This window comes from Pseudomonas sp. NFACC16-2, from assembly GCF_900119205.1.
GTDB lineage: Bacteria > Pseudomonadota > Gammaproteobacteria > Pseudomonadales > Pseudomonadaceae > Aquipseudomonas > Aquipseudomonas fluorescens_Q.
The window spans coordinates 1-18,685 of record NZ_FPIX01000039.1 but is presented as its reverse complement, the minus strand read 5'-3'; the positions used below and the strand labels follow the sequence as shown (position 1 = coordinate 18,685).

Genomic DNA, 18,685 nt, shown 5'->3' with positions numbered 1-18,685 from the left:
CCCGGAAAAACGCTTTGGCAGGTTTTACACTTTTGTGGCAAGGGGATTTATCAGGTCAGTGGATCCCAGCGCTGCGACCAGTCGCTGCCGGTCTTGACGATCTCTCGCAGCACCTCGAATGCCTGCTGCAACGCCGCTGAATCCCGATCGCGGGAGTAGACCAGGTAGGTGGGGTAGTTGAATTCCGGTGCCTTGGGCACCCGTTCCAGGATGCCGCTGTCCAGGTAGCTCTGCACGACTCGGGTGCGGAAGTAGCCGCTGCCGCCGTTTTCCAGGATGTACTGCAGGGCCAGGGGGCCGAGGTTGAAGGTCACGGCGGCCTTGGCCTTGTCCGGTAGCGCGGTGTCGTGTTGGCGCCGGAAGTCAGCGCTCCAGTCGATGTACACGTAGGGCTCGGGACGGGCGGCCAGGCGTACCAGGATGAGTTTCTCTTCCAACAGCTGTTCTACCTGCAGGCGCGGCCAGTATTCGGGCTGATAGACCACTGCCGCGTCCAGCAGACCCAGCTCCAGCTGTTGTAGCAGTTTCTCGCCGTCGCGGATGTCCATGCGCAGGGCATGGCCGGGAATTTTCTGGCGCAGCTCGCCGGCCCAGGCGAGCATCAAGGGATTGCACAGGCTGACCTCGCCCCCCAGGTGCAAGACGTTGCGATAGCCCTCGGGCAGTGGCAGGTCCCGACGGGCCGCTTCCCAGGTTTGCACGAGCTGGTTGGCGTAGACCACAAACGCCTCGCCGTCGCTGGTCAAGCGCGCGCCGGCACGATTGCGTACGAACAGCGCGCAGCCAAGCTGGCTTTCGAGCTTCTGGACCCGGGCGGTGATCGCCGTCTGGGTCACGTGCAGCTTTTCGGCCGCTGCAGCGAGGCTGCCGTGGCGGACGATTTCCAGGAAGGTGCGGGCGAGATCGATGTCCATGTTCAGGCCGATACGGGGGAAGCGGGCATTGTAAGAGCTGCCGCGCCTCGCCGATACCGGACATTATTGGACGGCTTGGACCTGTGCCGTTCGCGCCCAAGGGGCGACCAGGCGTTCTGGTGTGCGGCAGGCCTTGTGCTTGAAGACGAAACCACGGCATTTGTCGGCGAAGCCGTGGCGATTGTCCACCATGTCATGTCGCATCTGCGCGAGCTCACCCTCGCGGCACGCCTGGATCGCTGACAGGCTCCGCTCGGCCTTGCGAACCCGGATGCTTTCATAGTTCGGATCGAGCAGCGCACTGTTGGCTCGTTGCAGCAGCCACAGGCCGAACTCGTCGGGGCAGCGTGGTCCGATCTCCTGGACCATGCCGTAGCGCAACGCCTGGAGGGCGCTGATCGGCAGGCAGTCCCGGGTGAGTTTCCAGGCCATGTCCGGCCCGACCGCGCGGGGCAGGCTGTAGGTCCAATATTCAGAGCCGTACAGGCCCATGGTCGCGTAGTGCGGGTTGAGCACGATGTCACGGCGCGCCAGCACGATATCGGCCGCCAGAGCCAACATCACACCGCCGGCCCCGGCGTTACCCGTCAGACCGCTGACCACCAGTTGCCGTGCGCTGAACAACTCAAGGCAAACGTCATCGATGGCCTGTATGTTGGCCCAGGCCTCCAGGCCGGGTTCGGCGGCGGCCTGGATAACGTTCAGGTGCACGCCGTTGGAAAAGCTGCCGCGCCCGCCGCGGATCAACAGCACCTGGGTGTCCCGGGACTTGGCCCAGCGCAATGCCGCCACCAGCCGTTGGCATTGCTCAGTGCTCATCGCCCCGTTATAGAACTCGAACGTCAGCTCTCCCACATGGCCGCATTCCCGGTAGCGAATGGGCTGATAAGATTCATCGCTGAACGGCTGGCGGGCCAGGGAACCGTCGAGCACCGGGACGCCTTCGAGGCGGTTCGACAAAACATGGCGCGCCGGACGCTTGAAGGTCTGGTCGCCGGACAGCGGCTTGCGGCGCAGGGCGCCGATCCACAGGCTTGTATCCCCTGTCGCCACCAACACCGCATCGTCACGCACGGCCAGCAGATCGCCGGGCAGGCCGTGGCGAACGTCCGGATGGGCGTCGTACAGGTAAAACTGTTCGCCGGCCAGGCTCGCGAGCACGCCGGGTTGACCGTCGGCGGCGTCGATGCAGCGCTTGATGAAAGCGCTGCTGTCGTGCCAGCTGAAGGCGCGATGGGCCTGGGTCATGTTCGGTTGCAGGCGTCCGACCACGTCATGGCGGCCATAGTCCAGTGGCACCGAGATGAAACCGTCAAGGTACTTCTCCACGACCTCGCGGATGCAACGAATGGCGGCGTCGCTGACCGGGCCGTTATACAGCTCGGATTTGCGCAGGCCTTGGGGCAGGTCGAATTCGCACGTGGCCCAGACTGGCCCGGCGTCCATTTCCTCCACCGCCTGCAATGCCGTGACGCCCCAGCGCTCGGGCTGCCGAGTGATCGCCCAGTCCAGGGCGCTGGCGCCGCGATCGCCGATAATTCCGGGATGAATGATCACTACCGGGCGCCGCGGATTGCGCCATAACTGCTCGGGTACACGGTCCTTGAGAAACGGGCAGATCACCAAGTGGGCGCCGCTTTCTTCGATTTGCCGGCAGACCGAGGCCGGATCGGTGAACAGCACGACGCTGGGGTGATAGCCGGCCTCGCGCAGGTCCAGCCAGGCGCGTTGGGTCAGGCCGTTGAAGGCACTCGAGAGCAAAATGATCTTCAGTGTGGGCATGAGTCTCTCTTCCGTGAGATGAGCAGGCGCCGGCTCCCGATGAGCCGTCCCTGGCTTGATGGAAGCGCTACATTAGCGGCTGGGGGAGGAGCGACCACTGACAGGGATCAAGGTTGTGAGTGCAAGGCAGAATCAGCGCAGGGCAGAAACACGAATCCCGCCACGGGGGCGGGATTGGTTTGCAGTCAAAGGCCCGCGAAGAACGCGAGCGCAGTCTCAGCCAGGGAACAGCTCGGACAGTTTCATGGCCAGCATCATGTCGCCTTCGGTACGCAGCCTGCCGCTCATGAACGCTTGCATGCCGTCGGTGCTGCCGTCGACGATGCCTTGCAGGGTTTCGCCGTCCATCACCAGGGTCACCTGGGCGTCCGGGTTTTCACCTTCCTGCAGTTCGCAGGTGCTGTCCTTGACGACCAGCGAGAAATTCTTGGTATCGTCGATGCGGAAACCGAATACCAGATCCAGGCCGGCAGCGGCGGCTGGGTTGAACTTGGCTTTCATGGCTTGTACGGCGTCGGCTACGGAGGTCATGGTTTCGATCCTTATTTGGGTGGTACAGCAAGGGTCTACAGTAATCCGGACTCAGCGAAAGGTGATGAGGTCCGGGGCCTTCAGCAGTTGCAGGTGGGCATGGCTGTTGAAGGAAGCCAGGGCCACCTCGCGGCCCCTGAATTTCAGGTGGTTGAGCGAGGTGTTGACGATTTGCCAATTCAGTTCGAAGGCCTGTCGGGCCGGTATCTGGGTGATCAGGTGGAGCAGGGCGGTGATGGTGCCGCCGGAGGTGAACACGGCGATTTTGTGGGTGTTGTCGGCTTGCTCCAGGATGCGCTGCAGGCCCGCGTGGACCCGCTCGACAAAACCCAGCCAGCTTTCCAGGCCCGGCGGGTCATACTGGCCGCTGAGCCAGCGTTCGACGATCAGCGCGAAGATGCGCTGGAATTCGGCGCGGTTCTGCGCAGCGTTGCGCAGGATATGCAGCGCCTCGGGCTCCTGGGAAAGCATGTCCGGCAGCAGGGCGCGAATGACCGCGTCGGCATCGAACTCGTTGAACGCGGTGTCGGTTTCCAGCCCGGGAACCGGTAACCCGGCGGCGGACATCTGTCCCAGCGCGCCGATGGCGGTGTCCTGTTGGCGACGCAGGTCACCCGAGAGGCAGCGATCGAATACGACACCGAGCTCCGCCAGGTGGCCGCCGAGCACTTGCGCCTGGCGCACGCCATTGGGTGAAAGGACATCGTAGTCGTCCGCACCAAAGGAGGCCTGGCCATGTCGAATCAGATAGATACTGCCCACGTCCGCGTCATCCCGGTACGTTGAAGGTTTGGCGAGGTTATGGGGATGGCGGTGAGCTGTCAATGAAAAAACATACGCTTGTTTGAAATGCCCGTTACAGCCTTGTCCTGCCAGGCTCGCGTTAAGGTAACCACAGGTTTCATGGCTGGTCGCGACGCAGGCGCATGGGTATGCTGGGGCTGTTACGCGCCTGCGTTCAGTGGCGCATTACATTTAAGGAGTTGCTGTGGAGTTTTTCATCGAATACGCCGGTTTTCTGGCCAAGACCGTGACGCTGGTGATCGCCATCCTGGTGGTGCTGGTCAGTTTTGCTGCGTTGCGCAGCAAGGGGTGGCGCAAGTCGACCGGTCAGTTGCAGGTGAGCAAACTCAACGATTTCTACAAGGGGCTACGTGAGCGCCTGGAACAGACGCTGCTGGACAAGGACCAGCTCAAGGCGCTGCGCAAGGCCGAAGGCAAGGCTGAAAAGGCCGGGAAGAAAAACAAGGACAAGCCGGCGGCCAAGCCCCGGGTGTTCGTGCTGGATTTTGACGGTGACATCAAGGCCTCGGCCACCGAGAGCCTGCGTCATGAAATCACTGCGCTGCTGACCCTGGCGACGCCGAAGGATGAAGTCGTGCTGCGCCTGGAAAGTGGCGGCGGCATGGTCCACAGCTACGGCCTGGCCTCCTCGCAACTGGCGCGGATCCGTCAGGCCGGCGTGCCGCTGACGGTCTGCATCGACAAGGTCGCGGCCAGCGGTGGCTACATGATGGCGTGCATCGGCGAGAAGATCATCAGCGCTCCCTTCGCGATCCTGGGTTCCATCGGCGTCGTCGCGCAATTGCCCAACGTCAACCGGCTGCTGAAGAAACACGACATCGATTTCGAAGTGTTGACGGCCGGGGAATACAAACGCACGTTGACGGTGTTCGGCGAAAATACCGAGAAGGGCCGGGAGAAATTCCAGGAAGACCTGGACATTACCCATGAGCTGTTCAAGAACTTCGTGTCCAACTACCGCCCGCAACTGGCCATCGATGAAGTGGCGACCGGTGAGGTCTGGTTGGGTGTCGCGGCGCAGGGCAAGGGCTTGGTGGACGAGCTGAAAACCAGCGATGAATACCTGGCCGAACGCGCCAAGGGTGCCGAGCTGTACCACCTGCACTACGCCGAACGCAAAAGCCTGCAGGAACGCATCGGCATGGCGGCCAGCGGTTCGGTGGATCGTGTGCTGCTCAGTTGGTGGAACCGCCTGACCCAGCAGCGGTTCTGGTAATCCGCGTAGCCCGCCCTCGCACTGCCCCTGTGGGAGCGGGCTGGGCCGCCACGGTGGTAGGACCACCAAATGAAAAAGCCCTGAACCGGTACACCCGGCTCAGGGCTTTTTCATAGGGCTGTCTCAGCGACGACGGAACAGCGGCAGCGGTTCGTCAGTGGCAGCCTGGTAGGTCACCGAGAAGTCCTTGAGACTTTCGAGGGCCTCAAAGGGGTCTTTGTCGGCACGCAAGGCAAAGGCGTCGAAGCCGCAGCGGCGCATGTAGAACAACTGGTCGCGCAGTACGTCACCAATCGCCCGCAATTCACCCTTGAAACCATAGCGTTCACGTAGCAGGCGGGCGTTGGAGTAGCTGCGCCCGTCGGTGAAGGCCGGGAAGTTCAGGGCGATGACCTGCAACTGGTTGGCGTCATCACCGATTTCTTCCGCTTCCTCGTCGGCGTCCAGCCACACGCCCAGGCCGCCGTCGCGGGCCTTGAGGGCGTGGGCATGATCGCGCCACAAGGCCAGTGGCACGATCAGGTCGTCACAGTTGGAGATGCCGTCGAGGGTCGCGTCCTTGGGCAGCAGGTGCCAGGTTTCGTCGATGACCTCGTTGTTCTTAATGATTCGCTGCATAGACGCGTTCCTTGAAGAGGTCGATGCCAATACGTTGGTAAGTGTCGATGAAACGCTCGTCTTCGGTACGTTGTTCGATGTACACGTCGATCAGCTTCTCGATCACGTCAGGCATGTCGTCCTGGGCAAACGACGGGCCGAGGATCTTGCCCAGGCTGGCGTCGCGGCTACCGCTGCCGCCCAGGGAGACCTGGTAGAACTCTTCGCCTTTCTTGTCCACGCCCAGGATGCCGATGTGGCCGACGTGGTGGTGACCACAGGCGTTCATGCAGCCGGAAATGTTCAGGTCCAGCTCGCCGATGTCGAACAGGTAGTCCAGGTCGTCGAAGCGACGCTGGATCGATTCGGCGATAGGAATCGACTTGGCGTTGGCCAGGGAGCAGAAGTCGCCGCCCGGGCAGCAGATCATGTCGGTCAGCAGGCCGATGTTCGGGGTGGCGAAACCTTGCTCGCGCAACTCGCCCCAGAGGGTGAACAACTGGCTCTGTTCAACGTCCGCCAGGATGATGTTCTGCTCATGGGAGGTGCGCAGTTGGCCGAAGCTGTAGCGCTCGGCCAGGTCGGCCACGGCGTCCAGTTGCTTGTCGGTGATGTCGCCCGGCGCGACGCCGGTCGGCTTCAGGGACAGGGTCACCGCGACATAACCCGGCTTCTTGTGGGCCAGGGTATTGCGGGTGCGCCAGCGGGCGAAGCCAGGGTGTTCCTTGTCGAGGGCAGCCAGCTCGGCGTCCTGATTGCTCAGGGCCTTGTAGTCTGGATCGACGAAATGCTTGGCCACACGGTGGACTTCTGCTTCGGTCAGGGTGGTCTGGCCGCCACGCAAGTGAGCCATCTCGGCTTCGACCTTCTCGGCGAACACTTCAGGCGTCAGGGCCTTGACCAGGATCTTGATCCGCGCCTTGTATTTGTTGTCGCGACGGCCGTAGCGGTTGTATACCCGCAGGATGGCGTCGAGGTAGCTCAGCAGGTCCTGCCACGGCAGGAACTCGTTGATGAACGCGCCGACCACCGGCGTACGCCCCAGGCCACCGCCTACCAGTACACGGAAGCCCAGTTCGCCGGCCGCGTTGTAGACCGTCTCCAGGCCAATGTCGTGGACTTCGATGGCCGCACGGTCAGAGGTCGAGCCGTTGATGGCGATCTTGAACTTGCGTGGCAGGTAGGCGAATTCCGGGTGGAACGTCGTCCACTGGCGGACAATCTCGCACCACGGGCGCGGGTCGATCAACTCGTCGGCTGCGACACCGGCGAACTGGTCGGTGGTGACGTTGCGCAGGCAGTTGCCGCTGGTCTGGATCGCGTGCATCTGCACGGTGGCCAGTTCGGCGAGGATCTCGGGCACATCTTCCAGGGCTGGCCAGTTGTACTGGACGTTCTGCCGGGTACTGATGTGGGCGTAGCCCTTGTCGTAGTCGCGGGCGATTTGCGCCAGCTTGCGCACCTGGCGCGAAGTCAGCTGGCCATAAGGCACAGCCACCCGCAGCATCGGGGCGAAGCGCTGGATATACAGGCCATTCTGCAAGCGCAGGGGGCGGAATTCTTCTTCGCTCAGCTCGCCTGCCAGATAGCGTCGGGTCTGATCACGGAACTGCTTGACGCGGTCCTCGATGATCCGCTGATCGTACTCGTCATATACGTACATATAAGTCTCGGTCTCAGGCTTGGGCCGATCAGAAACAGCTGCATGTTGGCTCGCTGGAATCGGGTTCTGCCTCGGCAATTCTGCGCGCACGGCCGCGCACTCCTAGAGGAGCCGGTGCAAGATACCTGTTTTGAGTTATGCGCAAAAGTGATGTTTGAGTATATGTAAAGAACCAAATCGACTAATGAGATTGATTATTGCCTAACCCACATTTGTCGTGCGGGCAATCATCGTCTTAACTGTGGTCGAGTCCCTATGCAATCACCTACAAAACCGACAAGAGGCGATGCAATGAGCAATCCGACCAAAGCAAGGAAAAGCGACAGTACCGTTGATGCCTGGGCCATTTTGTTCCTGATTATCCTGGTGGTGGGCACCGCAGTGTTCTGGGTCAGTCATCAATAGGTTCGAGCCGCTGCCAGCCACATGAAGGTCTCGCGTTCATGTGCCCGTTCGCCACCCGGGTCGTTATACTGGGTGGCGTATTATTCAGGACGGGCGGGATGTTTAAGTTTATCTGCAGGCTGGTAGCGTTGTTATGCCTGTCATTCTGGTTACCGGTGCACGCCGCCGGCGCTGTTTCTCCTTCAGCCCAGGTGAGGGCTGCGACTTCGGTGGTGTTCCTCAATCCGGGGCGTTCGACCGAGACGTTCTGGGTCAGCTATAGCGAGTTCATGCAGGCCGCGGCTAATGGCTTGGGGTTGCGCCTGCGCGTGGAGTACGCCGAGCGCGATCCCGAGCGCATGATCCGCCAGGCTCAAGACGTCATCACGTCGGTTGACCGCCCGGACTATCTGGTGCTGGTCAACGAACAGTATGTTGCCCCGCGCATCCTGCAATTGGCCCAGGGCAGCGGGATCAAGCTGTTCCTGGTGAACAACACGCTGACCAGCGACCAGACCCGCCTGCTGGCACAGCAAGGCGCGCCGCCTCCCGAACTGCTTGGCAGCCTGGTGCCCGACGACGAGCGCAGTGGCTACCTGATGCTCACCGAGCTGTTGCGCCAGCATGGGCCGCTGGCGCCTGGGCAAACCCTCGACCTGTTGGCATTTTCCGGAAAGAAGTCCACGCCTTCGGCGCAACTGCGTGAGAAAGGTCTGTACCGGGCGCTGGCCGAGCATCCACAGGTGCACCTGCGCCAACTGGTCTATGGCGAGTGGAATCGCGAGCGCTCCTACGAGCAGGCCAGCCAACTGGCCAAGCGGTATCCGCAGACCGCGCTGGTGTGGTCCGCCAACGATGAGATGGCCCTGGGCGCCATGCAGGCGTTCGAGGAGGCGGGTCGCCAGCCGGGCAAGGATGTGTTGTTCAGCGCCATGAACAGTTCCAGGGCGGCGCTCCAGGCCCGTATCGACGGGCGCTTGAGCGTGCTGTTCACAGGGCACTTCAGCTTGGGAGGGTGGGCCATGGTGCTACTCCATGATCACGCCCGGGGCACTGACCTCGCGCGTCATGGCGGCTACAACCAGCAGATCGACCTGATGCAATCGCTCGATCCGGCCCGCGCTCGAGCGTGGCTGAACATGGATCCTGCCAAGGACTATCGCCTGGATTTCAAGCGCTTCAGCCTGGTGTCTCGCCCGGATGGCGAGCGCTATGCCTTTTCGCTCGATGGGCTGGGGCGTCGCTAGCCTCGGCCCGGATTGCAGGCAAGCTGTCCATAATGATCTGTGGATACTAAGTGTTCACACACCCGCAAAGTACAACACCAAATTAACGATCCCATACAACGTCAACCCGAAAATGACCGTAAACAGGATGCCGAGGATCACGAAGTGACTCGGCTTTCCATGGGTAAAGTCCCGGGCGCGGTTTTTCCCGCTTTGCACGCCAAAGGCCGCCGCCCCCACGCTGTGCAGCATTTGCAACAGAGTGGGTGGCTTATTGTCGGTTGGATCGTCCATAAATCCCTCGTCTGTCATGTGTGTGGGACAAGCATAGACAAAAGATCTCGATCTGCGGTGGCCTCAGCCATGGATCTCTGGCGCCCGGTTTTCCCCCAACGCCTTGGCAGACAGAAAATCAGTCAACCTAAGCCTTCCTGACCCGTGTCGCTACTGGTACTTCTGTCAGTATCCGCTTCGGTGGGATTGGATCACGCTGATGACTCCTGTCACTTGCGGAGATATCAGCCATGAACGTCCGAAGCTCGTTCACGGCCACGGTTTTTTACCGTTGGGCTACGGCTACGCTGGTTTTCCTCTTGGGGTTGCCGGTAAGCAATGCGGCAACCGAAAGCCAAGAGAACACACCTCAACCGACGTCGGCGAGTGTTTATGCCAATGCGATTGGCGATGCCCGCTTTGAACGTTCGGCGATACACGTTGAGCAGGGCTATACGATTGAAAGTGGCAATCTGTATACCCGTGATGGCGGAATAGGCTCGCTGGTGGTGGTCAGGTCGCCGGATGGTGCGGTTATCGCGAGGATCGATGAGCCCGGCAAGCGCGGTTTGCTCCGCGTAGATACGCAAGGTGTCGGTGCATTCACGGCGGCCGCAACGAACGAATCCAGGGCATCGGACACTGTTGAAACGCAAGAACCGATGGGCCGTGATACGACAATATCAGCGGAGCATCGCTATATTGATTTGTTGATGGCCTATTCCGACTATGCACTGAGCAAAATGCTCGTAGATCCTCTCGCGTTTGCGTTTATGCAAGTAGAGGAGGTCAATCTCAGATTGAGAAATTCGCTTATTACTGGTGTTTCCCTGCGGCTCGCTGCTGTCAATATGTTCGATGTACCCTACGCTACTTCAGCGGGCGGGCTGTCGGAGTGGCAGAAGCTATTGGCTCCCTATAGGAGCATGTACAAGACCGATCTCAATGCCGCTTATAGCGGATGGGATGGAGGTACTGCCGGAATAGCATACCGGCCTGGCTATACAAGTGCGCTGGGTTGGACTTCATCCGGATCTAACACATTTGCCCATGAGGTCGCGCACAACGTCGGCGGTAGACATTGTTGGGATCAAAACGGAAGCGACTACAATTTCGGTCATGACAACGGCAAGACCAAAACCAGTTTATGTTATGGGGATCTAGCTCCTTACTTTTCAACACCAGCCGTCAGGGACACTCACGGCCTCCCATTGGGCAACGCGCAGACGGCCGATATGGCTCGCGTATGGCGAGAAAATACGGCGCGATTGATGGGTTACAATCCGGAAATGCCAGGTCTGCGTATGCTTGTTGTCAGCGGTCTCCATGATCAGGTATCGGCTTATATCCGGATTCCCGGTATAGAGCGACTTTACATGGGCGGGATTGTTGCTTTGTCAGCCGATGTGGGGCCTACCGAATTGGTGCCAGGGACAGATGAAAAGTTCACGATGTTGAGGGTGAAGTTGCTCAATGCGGCAGGTAATGAGGCGGTCGTGAAACTACGAGCTATTCGCGCTCAAGAAGAGGGCGGTTGGCGGGAACATATGAATAGCCAACGTTTTCTCGGAGCGCTCGGTCCGTTTCAGGGGCTCGAGATACAATATGACGCTCGTGATAACGCAGGGCTTCCGACGGGGTATTACAATGGGTTATTGAAATTGGAGGCTCGAAGGGCTAATTCTGATTGGAAACAGCCAATAAATATCGTTGTCTCTGTAAAAAAATAATTATCGTTCTTGCCGCCGCACGGTATTACGCTTGGCCTCGAATTTTCACCTAATGTCTCGACTGACAGAAAACCAATAAAATTAAGCCTTTCTGGCTCGTGTCGCTACTGGTACTTCTGTCAGTATCCGTCCCGGTGGGATTGGATCACGCTGATGACTCCTGTCACTTGTCGCGGATTTTGCATCGGAAATTGCTGCTGGGGTTTGGCAACGCTATAACTGATTTTTGAAAGTCGCAGCCTTCGGAAACTTCAGGATTCTATATCCATGTAGGTTGGCGAAGGCTGGGGTCTGTTTGGGCGAAGGTTTTATATCAGTTGTCGTAACCCAGGTTCGGCGACAACCACCGCTCCGTCACACTCAACGCCTGACCCTTGCGCGCGGTATAACTCTGCACCTGATCCTTATCGATCTTGCCCACCGCAAAATACTGCGCCTGGGGATGGGCGAAGTACCAGCCGCTGACCGCCGCCGCCGGGAACATCGCATAGTGTTCGGTGAGGAACACGCCGCTGCGCCCGGCCTTCAGTTCGCTGGCCTCGGGATCGAGCAGGCGGAACAGGGTGGCTTTCTCGGTGTGGTCCGGGCAGGCCGGGTAACCGGGGGCAGGGCGGATGCCGGTGTATTGCTCCTTGATCAGGGCGTCGTTGTCCAGGCTCTCGTCCTGGGCGTAGCCCCAATAATTTTTGCGCACTTGCTGGTGCAACCATTCGGCGCAGGCCTCGGCCAGGCGGTCGGCGAGGGCCTTGACCATGATCGAGTTGTAGTCGTCGCCGGCCTCCTGATAGGCCTTGGCGACTTCTTCGGCGCCGATGCCGGCGGTGGTGATGAAGCCGCCGACGTAGTCGGTCACGCCGCTGTCCTTCGGCGCGACGAAGTCGGCCAGGGAGAAGTTGGGCTTGCCGTCGGTCTTGATGATCTGTTGGCGCAGGTGGTGCAGGCGGGCCAAGGGCTTGCCGTCGTCGCCGTAGACTTCCAGGTCATCGTCATGCACCTGGTTGGCCGGCCAGAAGCCGAACACCGCGCGAGCGCTGATGAGTTTCTCGTCGATCAGCTTGCGCAGCATCGCCCGGGCATCGGCGTACAGTGCGGTGGCGGCTTCGCCGACCACTTCGTCGGTGAGGATGCGTGGGTACTTGCCGGCCAGGTCCCAGGAAATGAAGAACGGCGTCCAGTCGATGTATTCGGCCAGGACGTTCAGGTCGATGTTATCCAGCACCTTGGCGCCGGTGAAAGTCGGCTTGACCGGCTGGTAGCTGCTCCAGTCGAACTGTGGCTTCTTGGCGATGGCGGCTGCATAGCTCAGGCGTTCGGTCCGAGCGCTGCGGTTGGATGTACGCTCGCGCACGTCCATGTAGTCCAGGCGGGTTTTCTCGACGAAAGCCGGCTTGAGTTCCTTGGACAGCAACTGGGTTGCCACGCCCACGGCACGGGAGGCATCGGTGACGTAGATGACCGCGTCGTTGCTGTACTTGGGCTCGATCTTCACCGCCGTGTGGGCCTTGGAGGTGGTGGCGCCACCGATCATCAGCGGCAGGTGGAAATCCTGGCGCTGCATCTCCCGTGCCACATGCACCATTTCATCCAGGGACGGGGTGATCAGGCCGGACAGGCCGATGATGTCGCATTTCTGCTCCTTGGCCACCTGCAGGATCTTCTCCGCTGGCACCATCACGCCCAGGTCGACGATGTCATAGCCGTTGCAACCGAGCACCACGCCGACGATGTTCTTGCCGATGTCGTGGACGTCGCCCTTGACCGTGGCCATCAGGATCTTGCCCTTGGCCTCCGGCTTGTCGCCTTTTTCCGCCTCGATGAACGGAATCAGGTGGGCCACGGCCTGCTTCATCACACGGGCGGACTTGACCACCTGGGGCAGGAACATTTTACCGGCACCAAACAGGTCGCCGACGATGTTCATGCCGGCCATCAGCGGGCCTTCAATGACCTCGATCGGTCGGGCGAACGACAGTCGCGATTCTTCGGTGTCTTCGACGATGTGGGTGGTGATGCCCTTGACCAGGGCATGTTCCAGGCGCTTGTTCACTTCCCAGCCGCGCCATTCCTCGGTTTCCGCTTCCTTGACGCTGCCGTCGCCCTTGTACTTGTCGGCGATGGCGAGCAGGGCGTCGGTGCCTTCGGGGGTGCGGTTGAGGATCACGTCCTCCACGGCGTCACGCAGTTCCACCGGGATCTGGTCGTAGATCTCCAGTTGGCCGGCGTTGACGATGCCCATGGTCAGGCCCGCGCGGATCGCATACAGCAGGAACACCGAGTGGATCGCCTCACGCACCGGGTTGTTGCCACGGAACGAGAAGGACACGTTGGACACGCCGCCGGAGGTCAGCGCGTAGGGCAGTTCGTCGCGGATGTAGGCGCAGGCGTTGATGAAATCCACGGCATAGTTGTTGTGCTCTTCGATACCGGTGGCGACGGCGAAGATGTTCGGGTCGAAAATGATGTCTTCCGGCGGGAAGCCGACTTCATTGACCAGGATGTCATAGGAGCGCTTGCAGATTTCCTTCTTGCGCGCCTCGGTGTCGGCCTGGCCGGCTTCGTCGAACGCCATCACCACCACGGCGGCGCCGTAGCGCTTGCACAGCTTGGCGTGATGGATGAACTGCTCGACGCCTTCCTTCATGCTGATGGAGTTGACGATGCCCTTGCCCTGGATGCACTTGAGGCCGGCCTCGATCACTTCCCACTTGGAGGAGTCGATCATGATCGGCACGCGGGAGATGTCCGGTTCGCCGGCAATCAGATTGAGGAAGGTCACCATGGCCTTCTTCGAATCGAGCATGCCCTCGTCCATGTTGATGTCGATCACCTGGGCGCCGGCCTCGACCTGCTGCAGTGCCACTTCCAGGGCTTCGGTGTAGTTGTCCTCGCGGATCAACCGGGCGAACTTGGCGGAACCGGTGATGTTGGTCCGCTCGCCGACGTTGACGAACAGCGAGCTGCGATCGATGGTGAACGGTTCCAGGCCCGACAGGCGGCAGGCCCGGGGAATCTCTGGAATCGGTCGCGGGGCATAGCCGGCCACGGCCTTGGCGATGGCTTCGATGTGCGCCGGGGTGGTGCCGCAGCAACCGCCGACGATGTTCAGGAAGCCGCTCTGGGCGAATTCCTCGATGACTTTGGCGGTCTCGGCCGGCAACTCGTCGTATTCGCCGAATTCGTTGGGCAGGCCGGCGTTCGGGTGGGCCGAGACATGGGTGTTGGCCTTGTTCGACAGCTCTTCCAGGTACGGGCGCAGTTCGCTAGCGCCGAGGGCGCAGTTCAAGCCCACGGAAATCGGCTTGGCGTGGGCCACCGAGTTCCAGAAGGCTTCGGTGGTCTGGCCGGACAGGGTACGACCGGACGCATCGGTGATGGTGCCGGAGATCATGATCGGCAGTTCGACGCCCAGCTCTTCGTAAACACCCTGCACGGCGAAAATCGCTGCCTTGGCATTGAGCGTGTCGAAAATGGTTTCGATCAGGATCAGGTCGGCACCGCCTTCGATCAGGCCCTTGGTGGCCTCGGTGTAGTTCTCCACCAGTTCGTCGAAGGTCACGTTGCGGTAGCCGGGGTTGTTCACGTCCGGCGACAGCGAGCAGGTGCGGCTGGTCGGGCCGAGTACGCCGGCAACGAACCGTGGCTTGTCCGGGGTTTCCAGGGTCTTGGCGTCAGCCACTTTACGGGCCAGGCGCGCGCCTTCCAGGTTCAGCTCGTAGGCCAGGCCTTGCATGCCGTAGTCGGCCTGGGACACCTGGGTGGCGTTGAAGGTGTTGGTTTCCAGGATGTCGGCGCCGGCATCCAGGTAGGCTTTTTCGATGGCGCCGATCACGTCCGGGCGGCTCAGCACCAGCAGGTCGTTGTTGCCCTTGACGTCGCTCGGCCAGTCGGCGAAACGCTTGCCACGGTAGTCCTGCTCTTCGAGCTTGTAGCTCTGGATCATCGTGCCCATGCCGCCGTCGAGGATCAGGATGCGCTCCTTGAGGGCTTGCTGGAGAAGATAAAGGCGAGCGCTGCGATCGGACATAGGACTACCTGGAAAAAAAGACCATTACGAAGGCCAGGATGATAGCAAACCTGTGCAGGATTTGATCATGATGGGCTTTTGCATGAATATCGCTCATGTTTGCAAGGTGATGCTGGCCCGGTAGAATCGCCGGACTATCTCTTAGGGACCCGAGACATGCCGTACCGCGTCTTATTCGGCAGTCTGTTGCTGCTGTTGTGTTTTACCGCAGCCGCCGGGAGCCGCGCTCCAGCGATCTCCTACACCCGCGACATCCAGCCGATCTTCACGGAAAAATGCGTGGCCTGCCATGCCTGCTACGACTCCGCTTGCCAGTTGAACCTGGGCAGCGGCGAAGGCGCGGCACGGGGCGCGAGCAAGCTGTCGGTGTACGACGGCGAGCGGCGCCAGGCGGCCGAGCCGACCCGCTTGTTCTATGACGCCTCCGGCCAGCGCGCCTGGCAGCGCAAGGGCTTCTATTCGGTGCTCGATGCCCAAGGCAGCCAGGCTGCCCTGATGGCGCGCATGCTGGAGTTGGGCCACCGCACGCCGTTGCAGCCCAACGCCAAGCTGCCGGAAGAGATCGTGCTGGGCCTCAATCGCGAAAACAGCTGCGCGATGCCGGATCAATTCAATGAATACGCAGGCGCCCATCCCAAGGAAGGCATGCCCCTGGCCGCCACCGGCCTGACCGACCAGCAATACCAGACCCTGCAACGCTGGCTGGCCGCAGGCGCCCCCATCGATCAGCAGGCCCTGGCCCCGAGTGCCGCCGAAGCCTTGCAGGTGGTGCAATGGGAAAACCTGCTCAACGCCCCTGGCGCCCGGGAAAGCCTGGTGGGCCGCTGGTTGTTCGAGCACTGGTTCCTGGCGCACATCTATTTCAAGGACGGCGAGCCGGGGCATTTCTTCCAGTGGGTCCGTTCGCGCACGCCCACCGGCCAGCCGATCGACCTGATCAATACCCGCCGTCCGAATGATGACCCTGGCACCCGCGTCTATTACCGGCTCTGGCCGGTGCAAGGGGTGATCGTGCACAAGACCCACATCACCTACGGCTTGAGCGCGGCAAAGATGGGGCGCATCAAGAGCCTGTTCTACAGCGGCAAATGGCAGGTGACCGCGTTGCCGGGCTACGGTCCGGAGCGCCGGGCCAATCCATTTTCCACCTTCGAAGCGATCCCGGCCCAGGCTCGCTACCAGTTCATGCTCGATAACGCCGAGTATTTTGTGCGCACCTTCATTCGCGGGCCGGTGTGCCGGGGCCAGATTGCCACGGATGTGATCCGCGACAATTTCTGGGCGCTGTTCCAGGCCCCCGAACATGACCTGTACATTACAGACCCGAACTACCGCGGCCAGGCCACGCCGCTGCTGGCAATGCCGGGGCAGAACGACGATGTGGGCAGCGTTCTCAGCCTGTGGCTCGACTACCGGGACAAGCGCAACGAGTACGAAGCCTTGCGCCGCGACGTCTATGCCGATGCGCCGGCGCCGAGTTGGTCGACGCTGTGGGCCGGGAATGACAATGCATTGCTGAGCATTTTCCGGCATTTCGACAGCGCTTCGGTCACCAAGGGGTTGATCGGGGAGGTGCCGCAGACGATGTGGCTGTTCGACTTCCCATTGCTGGAGCGCACCTATTACCAATTGGCGGTGAACTTCGATGTATTCGGCAACGTGTCCCACCAGGCCCAGACCCGGCTGTATTTCGATCTGATCCGCAACGGTGCGGAGCAGAACTTCCTGCGCCTGATGCCAGCCGACTCCCGGGAAGGCTATCTTGACGACTGGTACCAGGCCGGTGGCAAATTCAAGATGTGGCTCGATTACGAGGCCATCGACGATGACAAACCGACCGCTCTCAAGCTTGATGAACGCGACCCCAAGGGCGATTTCACCCAGCAACTGCTGGCCCGGTACGGCGAGCTGAATGCCCGCCCCGATCCGATCAACCGCTGCGACGGGGCCTACTGCTCGCGCCCGAACATCGACCCGGCGCTGCAAAACGCCGAACAGGCCCTCAGTCGGCTGGTGTCGCGCCCGGCGGCGGGGCTCAAGGTGATCGACCAACTGCCGGAAGCGACTCTGCTGCGCGTCGAAACCGCCAGTGGTCATCGTGAAATCTACAGCCTGCTGCGCAACCGAGCCCACAGCAACGTGGCGTTCCTGCTGGGCGAGGAAACGCGATACCAGCCGGGGCTGGACACACTCACGGTCTACCCGGGTGTGCTCAGCAGCTATCCGAACTTCATGTTCAACATTCCGGCCGGGCAAGTGCCGGCATTCGTCGAGGCCATGCAAGGCGCCCAGGATGCACCGGCGTTCGAGCGGATTGTCGAGCGCTGGGGCATTCGTCGCAGCCACCCGCAGTTCTGGTACTACTTCCACGACCTGAGCCAGTACATCCAGGAGACGGAGCCCCTGGAAAGCGGCGTGCTGGACATGAATCGCTACCAGAACCTCTGATCGACAGCTCCGGCGGCAAACTCCGTGCCGCCGGACGCTTTCCTGACAAAAATACTGGGACTTTGTCCGGCGCGATGATTGGCGTAAACTGCCGGCAAGCCTGCGAGGAGTTTCCATGACCGCCATTACCATTACCGATGCCGCCCACGATTACCTGGCCGACCTGCTGTCCAAGCAGAACACCCCGGGTATCGGGATCCGCATCTTTATCACCCAGCCCGGCACCCAGTACGCTGAGACGTGCATTGCCTACTGCAAGCCGGGGGAAGAAAAACCCGAAGACACCGCGCTGGGGCTCAAGAGCTTCACCGCGTACATCGACTCGTTCAGCGAAGCCTTCCTGGACGATGCGGTGGTCGACTACGCCACTGACCGCATGGGCGGCCAACTGACCATCAAGGCGCCAAACGCCAAGGTGCCGATGGTCAACGCCGACAGCCCGGTCAACGAGCGCATCAATTACTACCTGCAAACCGAAATCAACCCGGGGCTGGCCAGCCACGGCGGCCAGGTTTCGCTGATCGACGTGGTGGAAGACGGCATCGCCGTGCTCCAGTTCGGCGGCGGCTGCCAGGGCTGCGGCCAGGCTGACGTGACCTTGAAGGAAGGCATCGAGCGCACCTTGCTCGAGCGCATTCCAGAGCTCAAGGGCGTGCGCGACGTGACCGACCATACGCAGAAAGAAAACGCCTACTACTGATAGGTGTTCGCTGTGGCGAGGGAGCTTGCTCCCGCTCGATTGCGAAGCAATTGATCGTTCCCACGCTCCCGCGTCACTAGTGTCCGGTAAAATCTTTTCAGAGCTGAAGGTTACCTTGGGTAGCCTTCAGCTCTGTTCGCTTCTGCCTTCGGTCTTCAAGGCGTTCGATGCTCAATGGGCGTTCGAACAAGCTGTGGGCCAGCCTGATAGCAAAGTCTGAAATAGACCCCGAACATCCTGAGCGGTGCTGATAAAGGTGCAGCAAAAGGTAGGTAATCAAGGCGCTGTAGATCTGCAGACGAACGGCATTTTCGGAGAAGCCGAAATATCGTTTTAACTTGAGGTTTTGCTTGATCCACTTGAAAAACAACTCGATCTGCCAGCGTTGTTTGT

The 18,685-nt window shown here is 60.8% G+C and carries 14 protein-coding genes; 5 read left to right on the top strand and 9 right to left on the bottom strand.

Annotated elements, in window-relative coordinates; all coding sequences use genetic code 11:
- Window positions 1–50: 50 nt before the first annotated feature.
- The 4 genes from BT116_RS24055 to BT116_RS24040 all read right to left on the bottom strand — a co-directional run bounded on the left by BT116_RS24055 (window position 51) and on the right by BT116_RS24040 (window position 3,989).
- Window positions 51–914: a LysR family transcriptional regulator gene (locus tag BT116_RS24055; RefSeq protein ID WP_003200177.1), complete on the bottom strand. Its 864-nt coding sequence runs from the start codon at window positions 912–914 to the stop codon at window positions 51–53.
- 63 nt (window positions 915–977) lie between these two features.
- On the bottom strand, window positions 978–2,696 hold the full coding sequence (locus BT116_RS24050; protein ID WP_072347629.1) for a hydrogenase maturation protein: 1,719 nt from the start codon (window positions 2,694–2,696) through the stop codon (window positions 978–980).
- A gap of 216 nt (window positions 2,697–2,912) precedes the next feature.
- Window positions 2,913–3,227, bottom strand: coding sequence for an SCP2 sterol-binding domain-containing protein (locus BT116_RS24045; protein WP_072347627.1), 315 nt, complete (start codon window positions 3,225–3,227; stop codon window positions 2,913–2,915).
- A gap of 51 nt (window positions 3,228–3,278) precedes the next feature.
- The gene (locus BT116_RS24040; RefSeq protein WP_072347625.1) at window positions 3,279–3,989 is read right to left on the bottom strand and encodes a histidine phosphatase family protein; all 711 of its coding nucleotides are present in this window, start codon (window positions 3,987–3,989) and stop codon (window positions 3,279–3,281) included.
- 226 nt (window positions 3,990–4,215) lie between these two features.
- Between BT116_RS24040 and sohB the strand changes: the two genes are divergently transcribed.
- Window positions 4,216–5,247, top strand: coding sequence for a protease SohB (gene sohB, locus BT116_RS24035; RefSeq protein WP_072347623.1), 1,032 nt, complete (start codon window positions 4,216–4,218; stop codon window positions 5,245–5,247).
- Window positions 5,248–5,370: 123 nt separating this feature from the next.
- Here sohB and BT116_RS24030 read toward each other — a convergent pair whose 3' ends face one another.
- Together BT116_RS24030 and BT116_RS24025 are read right to left on the bottom strand one after the other, a co-directional pair.
- Window positions 5,371–5,865 carry a DUF934 domain-containing protein gene (locus BT116_RS24030; RefSeq protein WP_072347621.1) on the bottom strand — a complete coding sequence of 165 codons (495 nt, stop codon included), beginning with the start codon at window positions 5,863–5,865 and terminating at the stop codon, window positions 5,371–5,373.
- Window positions 5,849–7,507, bottom strand: coding sequence for a nitrite/sulfite reductase (locus BT116_RS24025; RefSeq protein WP_072347619.1), 1,659 nt, complete (start codon window positions 7,505–7,507; stop codon window positions 5,849–5,851). Before BT116_RS24025 ends, BT116_RS24030 begins: the two co-directional genes overlap by 17 nt.
- Window positions 7,508–8,010: 503 nt before the next feature.
- On the opposite strand from BT116_RS24025, the gene BT116_RS24020 reads away from it, so the two are divergent.
- Window positions 8,011–9,138, top strand: coding sequence for an ABC transporter substrate-binding protein (locus BT116_RS24020; protein WP_072347617.1), 1,128 nt, complete (start codon window positions 8,011–8,013; stop codon window positions 9,136–9,138).
- A 54-nt stretch (window positions 9,139–9,192) separates the two neighbouring features.
- Here the strand turns inward: BT116_RS24020 and BT116_RS24015 are convergent, their stop codons facing one another.
- A complete protein-coding gene (locus BT116_RS24015; protein ID WP_072347696.1) occupies window positions 9,193–9,411 on the bottom strand; it encodes a DUF2970 domain-containing protein in 219 nt (72 codons plus the stop codon).
- A 230-nt stretch (window positions 9,412–9,641) separates the two neighbouring features.
- Here BT116_RS24015 and BT116_RS24010 point away from each other — a divergent pair, with 230 nt between their 5' ends.
- A complete protein-coding gene (locus BT116_RS24010) occupies window positions 9,642–11,120 on the top strand; it encodes a reprolysin-like metallopeptidase (protein ID WP_072347615.1) in 1,479 nt (492 codons plus the stop codon).
- Window positions 11,121–11,433: 313 nt separating this feature from the next.
- Here BT116_RS24010 and metH read toward each other — a convergent pair whose 3' ends face one another.
- Complete coding sequence (metH, locus tag BT116_RS24005) at window positions 11,434–15,144, bottom strand: methionine synthase (RefSeq protein WP_072347613.1); 3,711 nt, start codon at window positions 15,142–15,144, stop codon at window positions 11,434–11,436.
- A gap of 156 nt (window positions 15,145–15,300) precedes the next feature.
- On the opposite strand from metH, the gene BT116_RS24000 reads away from it, so the two are divergent.
- Together BT116_RS24000 and nfuA are read left to right on the top strand one after the other, a co-directional pair.
- A complete protein-coding gene (locus tag BT116_RS24000) occupies window positions 15,301–17,592 on the top strand; it encodes a fatty acid cis/trans isomerase (protein ID WP_072347611.1) in 2,292 nt (763 codons plus the stop codon).
- A 115-nt stretch (window positions 17,593–17,707) separates the two neighbouring features.
- A complete protein-coding gene (nfuA, locus tag BT116_RS23995) occupies window positions 17,708–18,292 on the top strand; it encodes a Fe-S biogenesis protein NfuA (RefSeq protein ID WP_003182850.1) in 585 nt (194 codons plus the stop codon).
- A gap of 97 nt (window positions 18,293–18,389) precedes the next feature.
- Here the strand turns inward: nfuA and BT116_RS31925 are convergent.
- Window positions 18,390–18,685 (bottom strand): transposase (locus BT116_RS31925; RefSeq protein WP_218190417.1); only part of this gene is annotated, 296 nt, incomplete at its 5' end.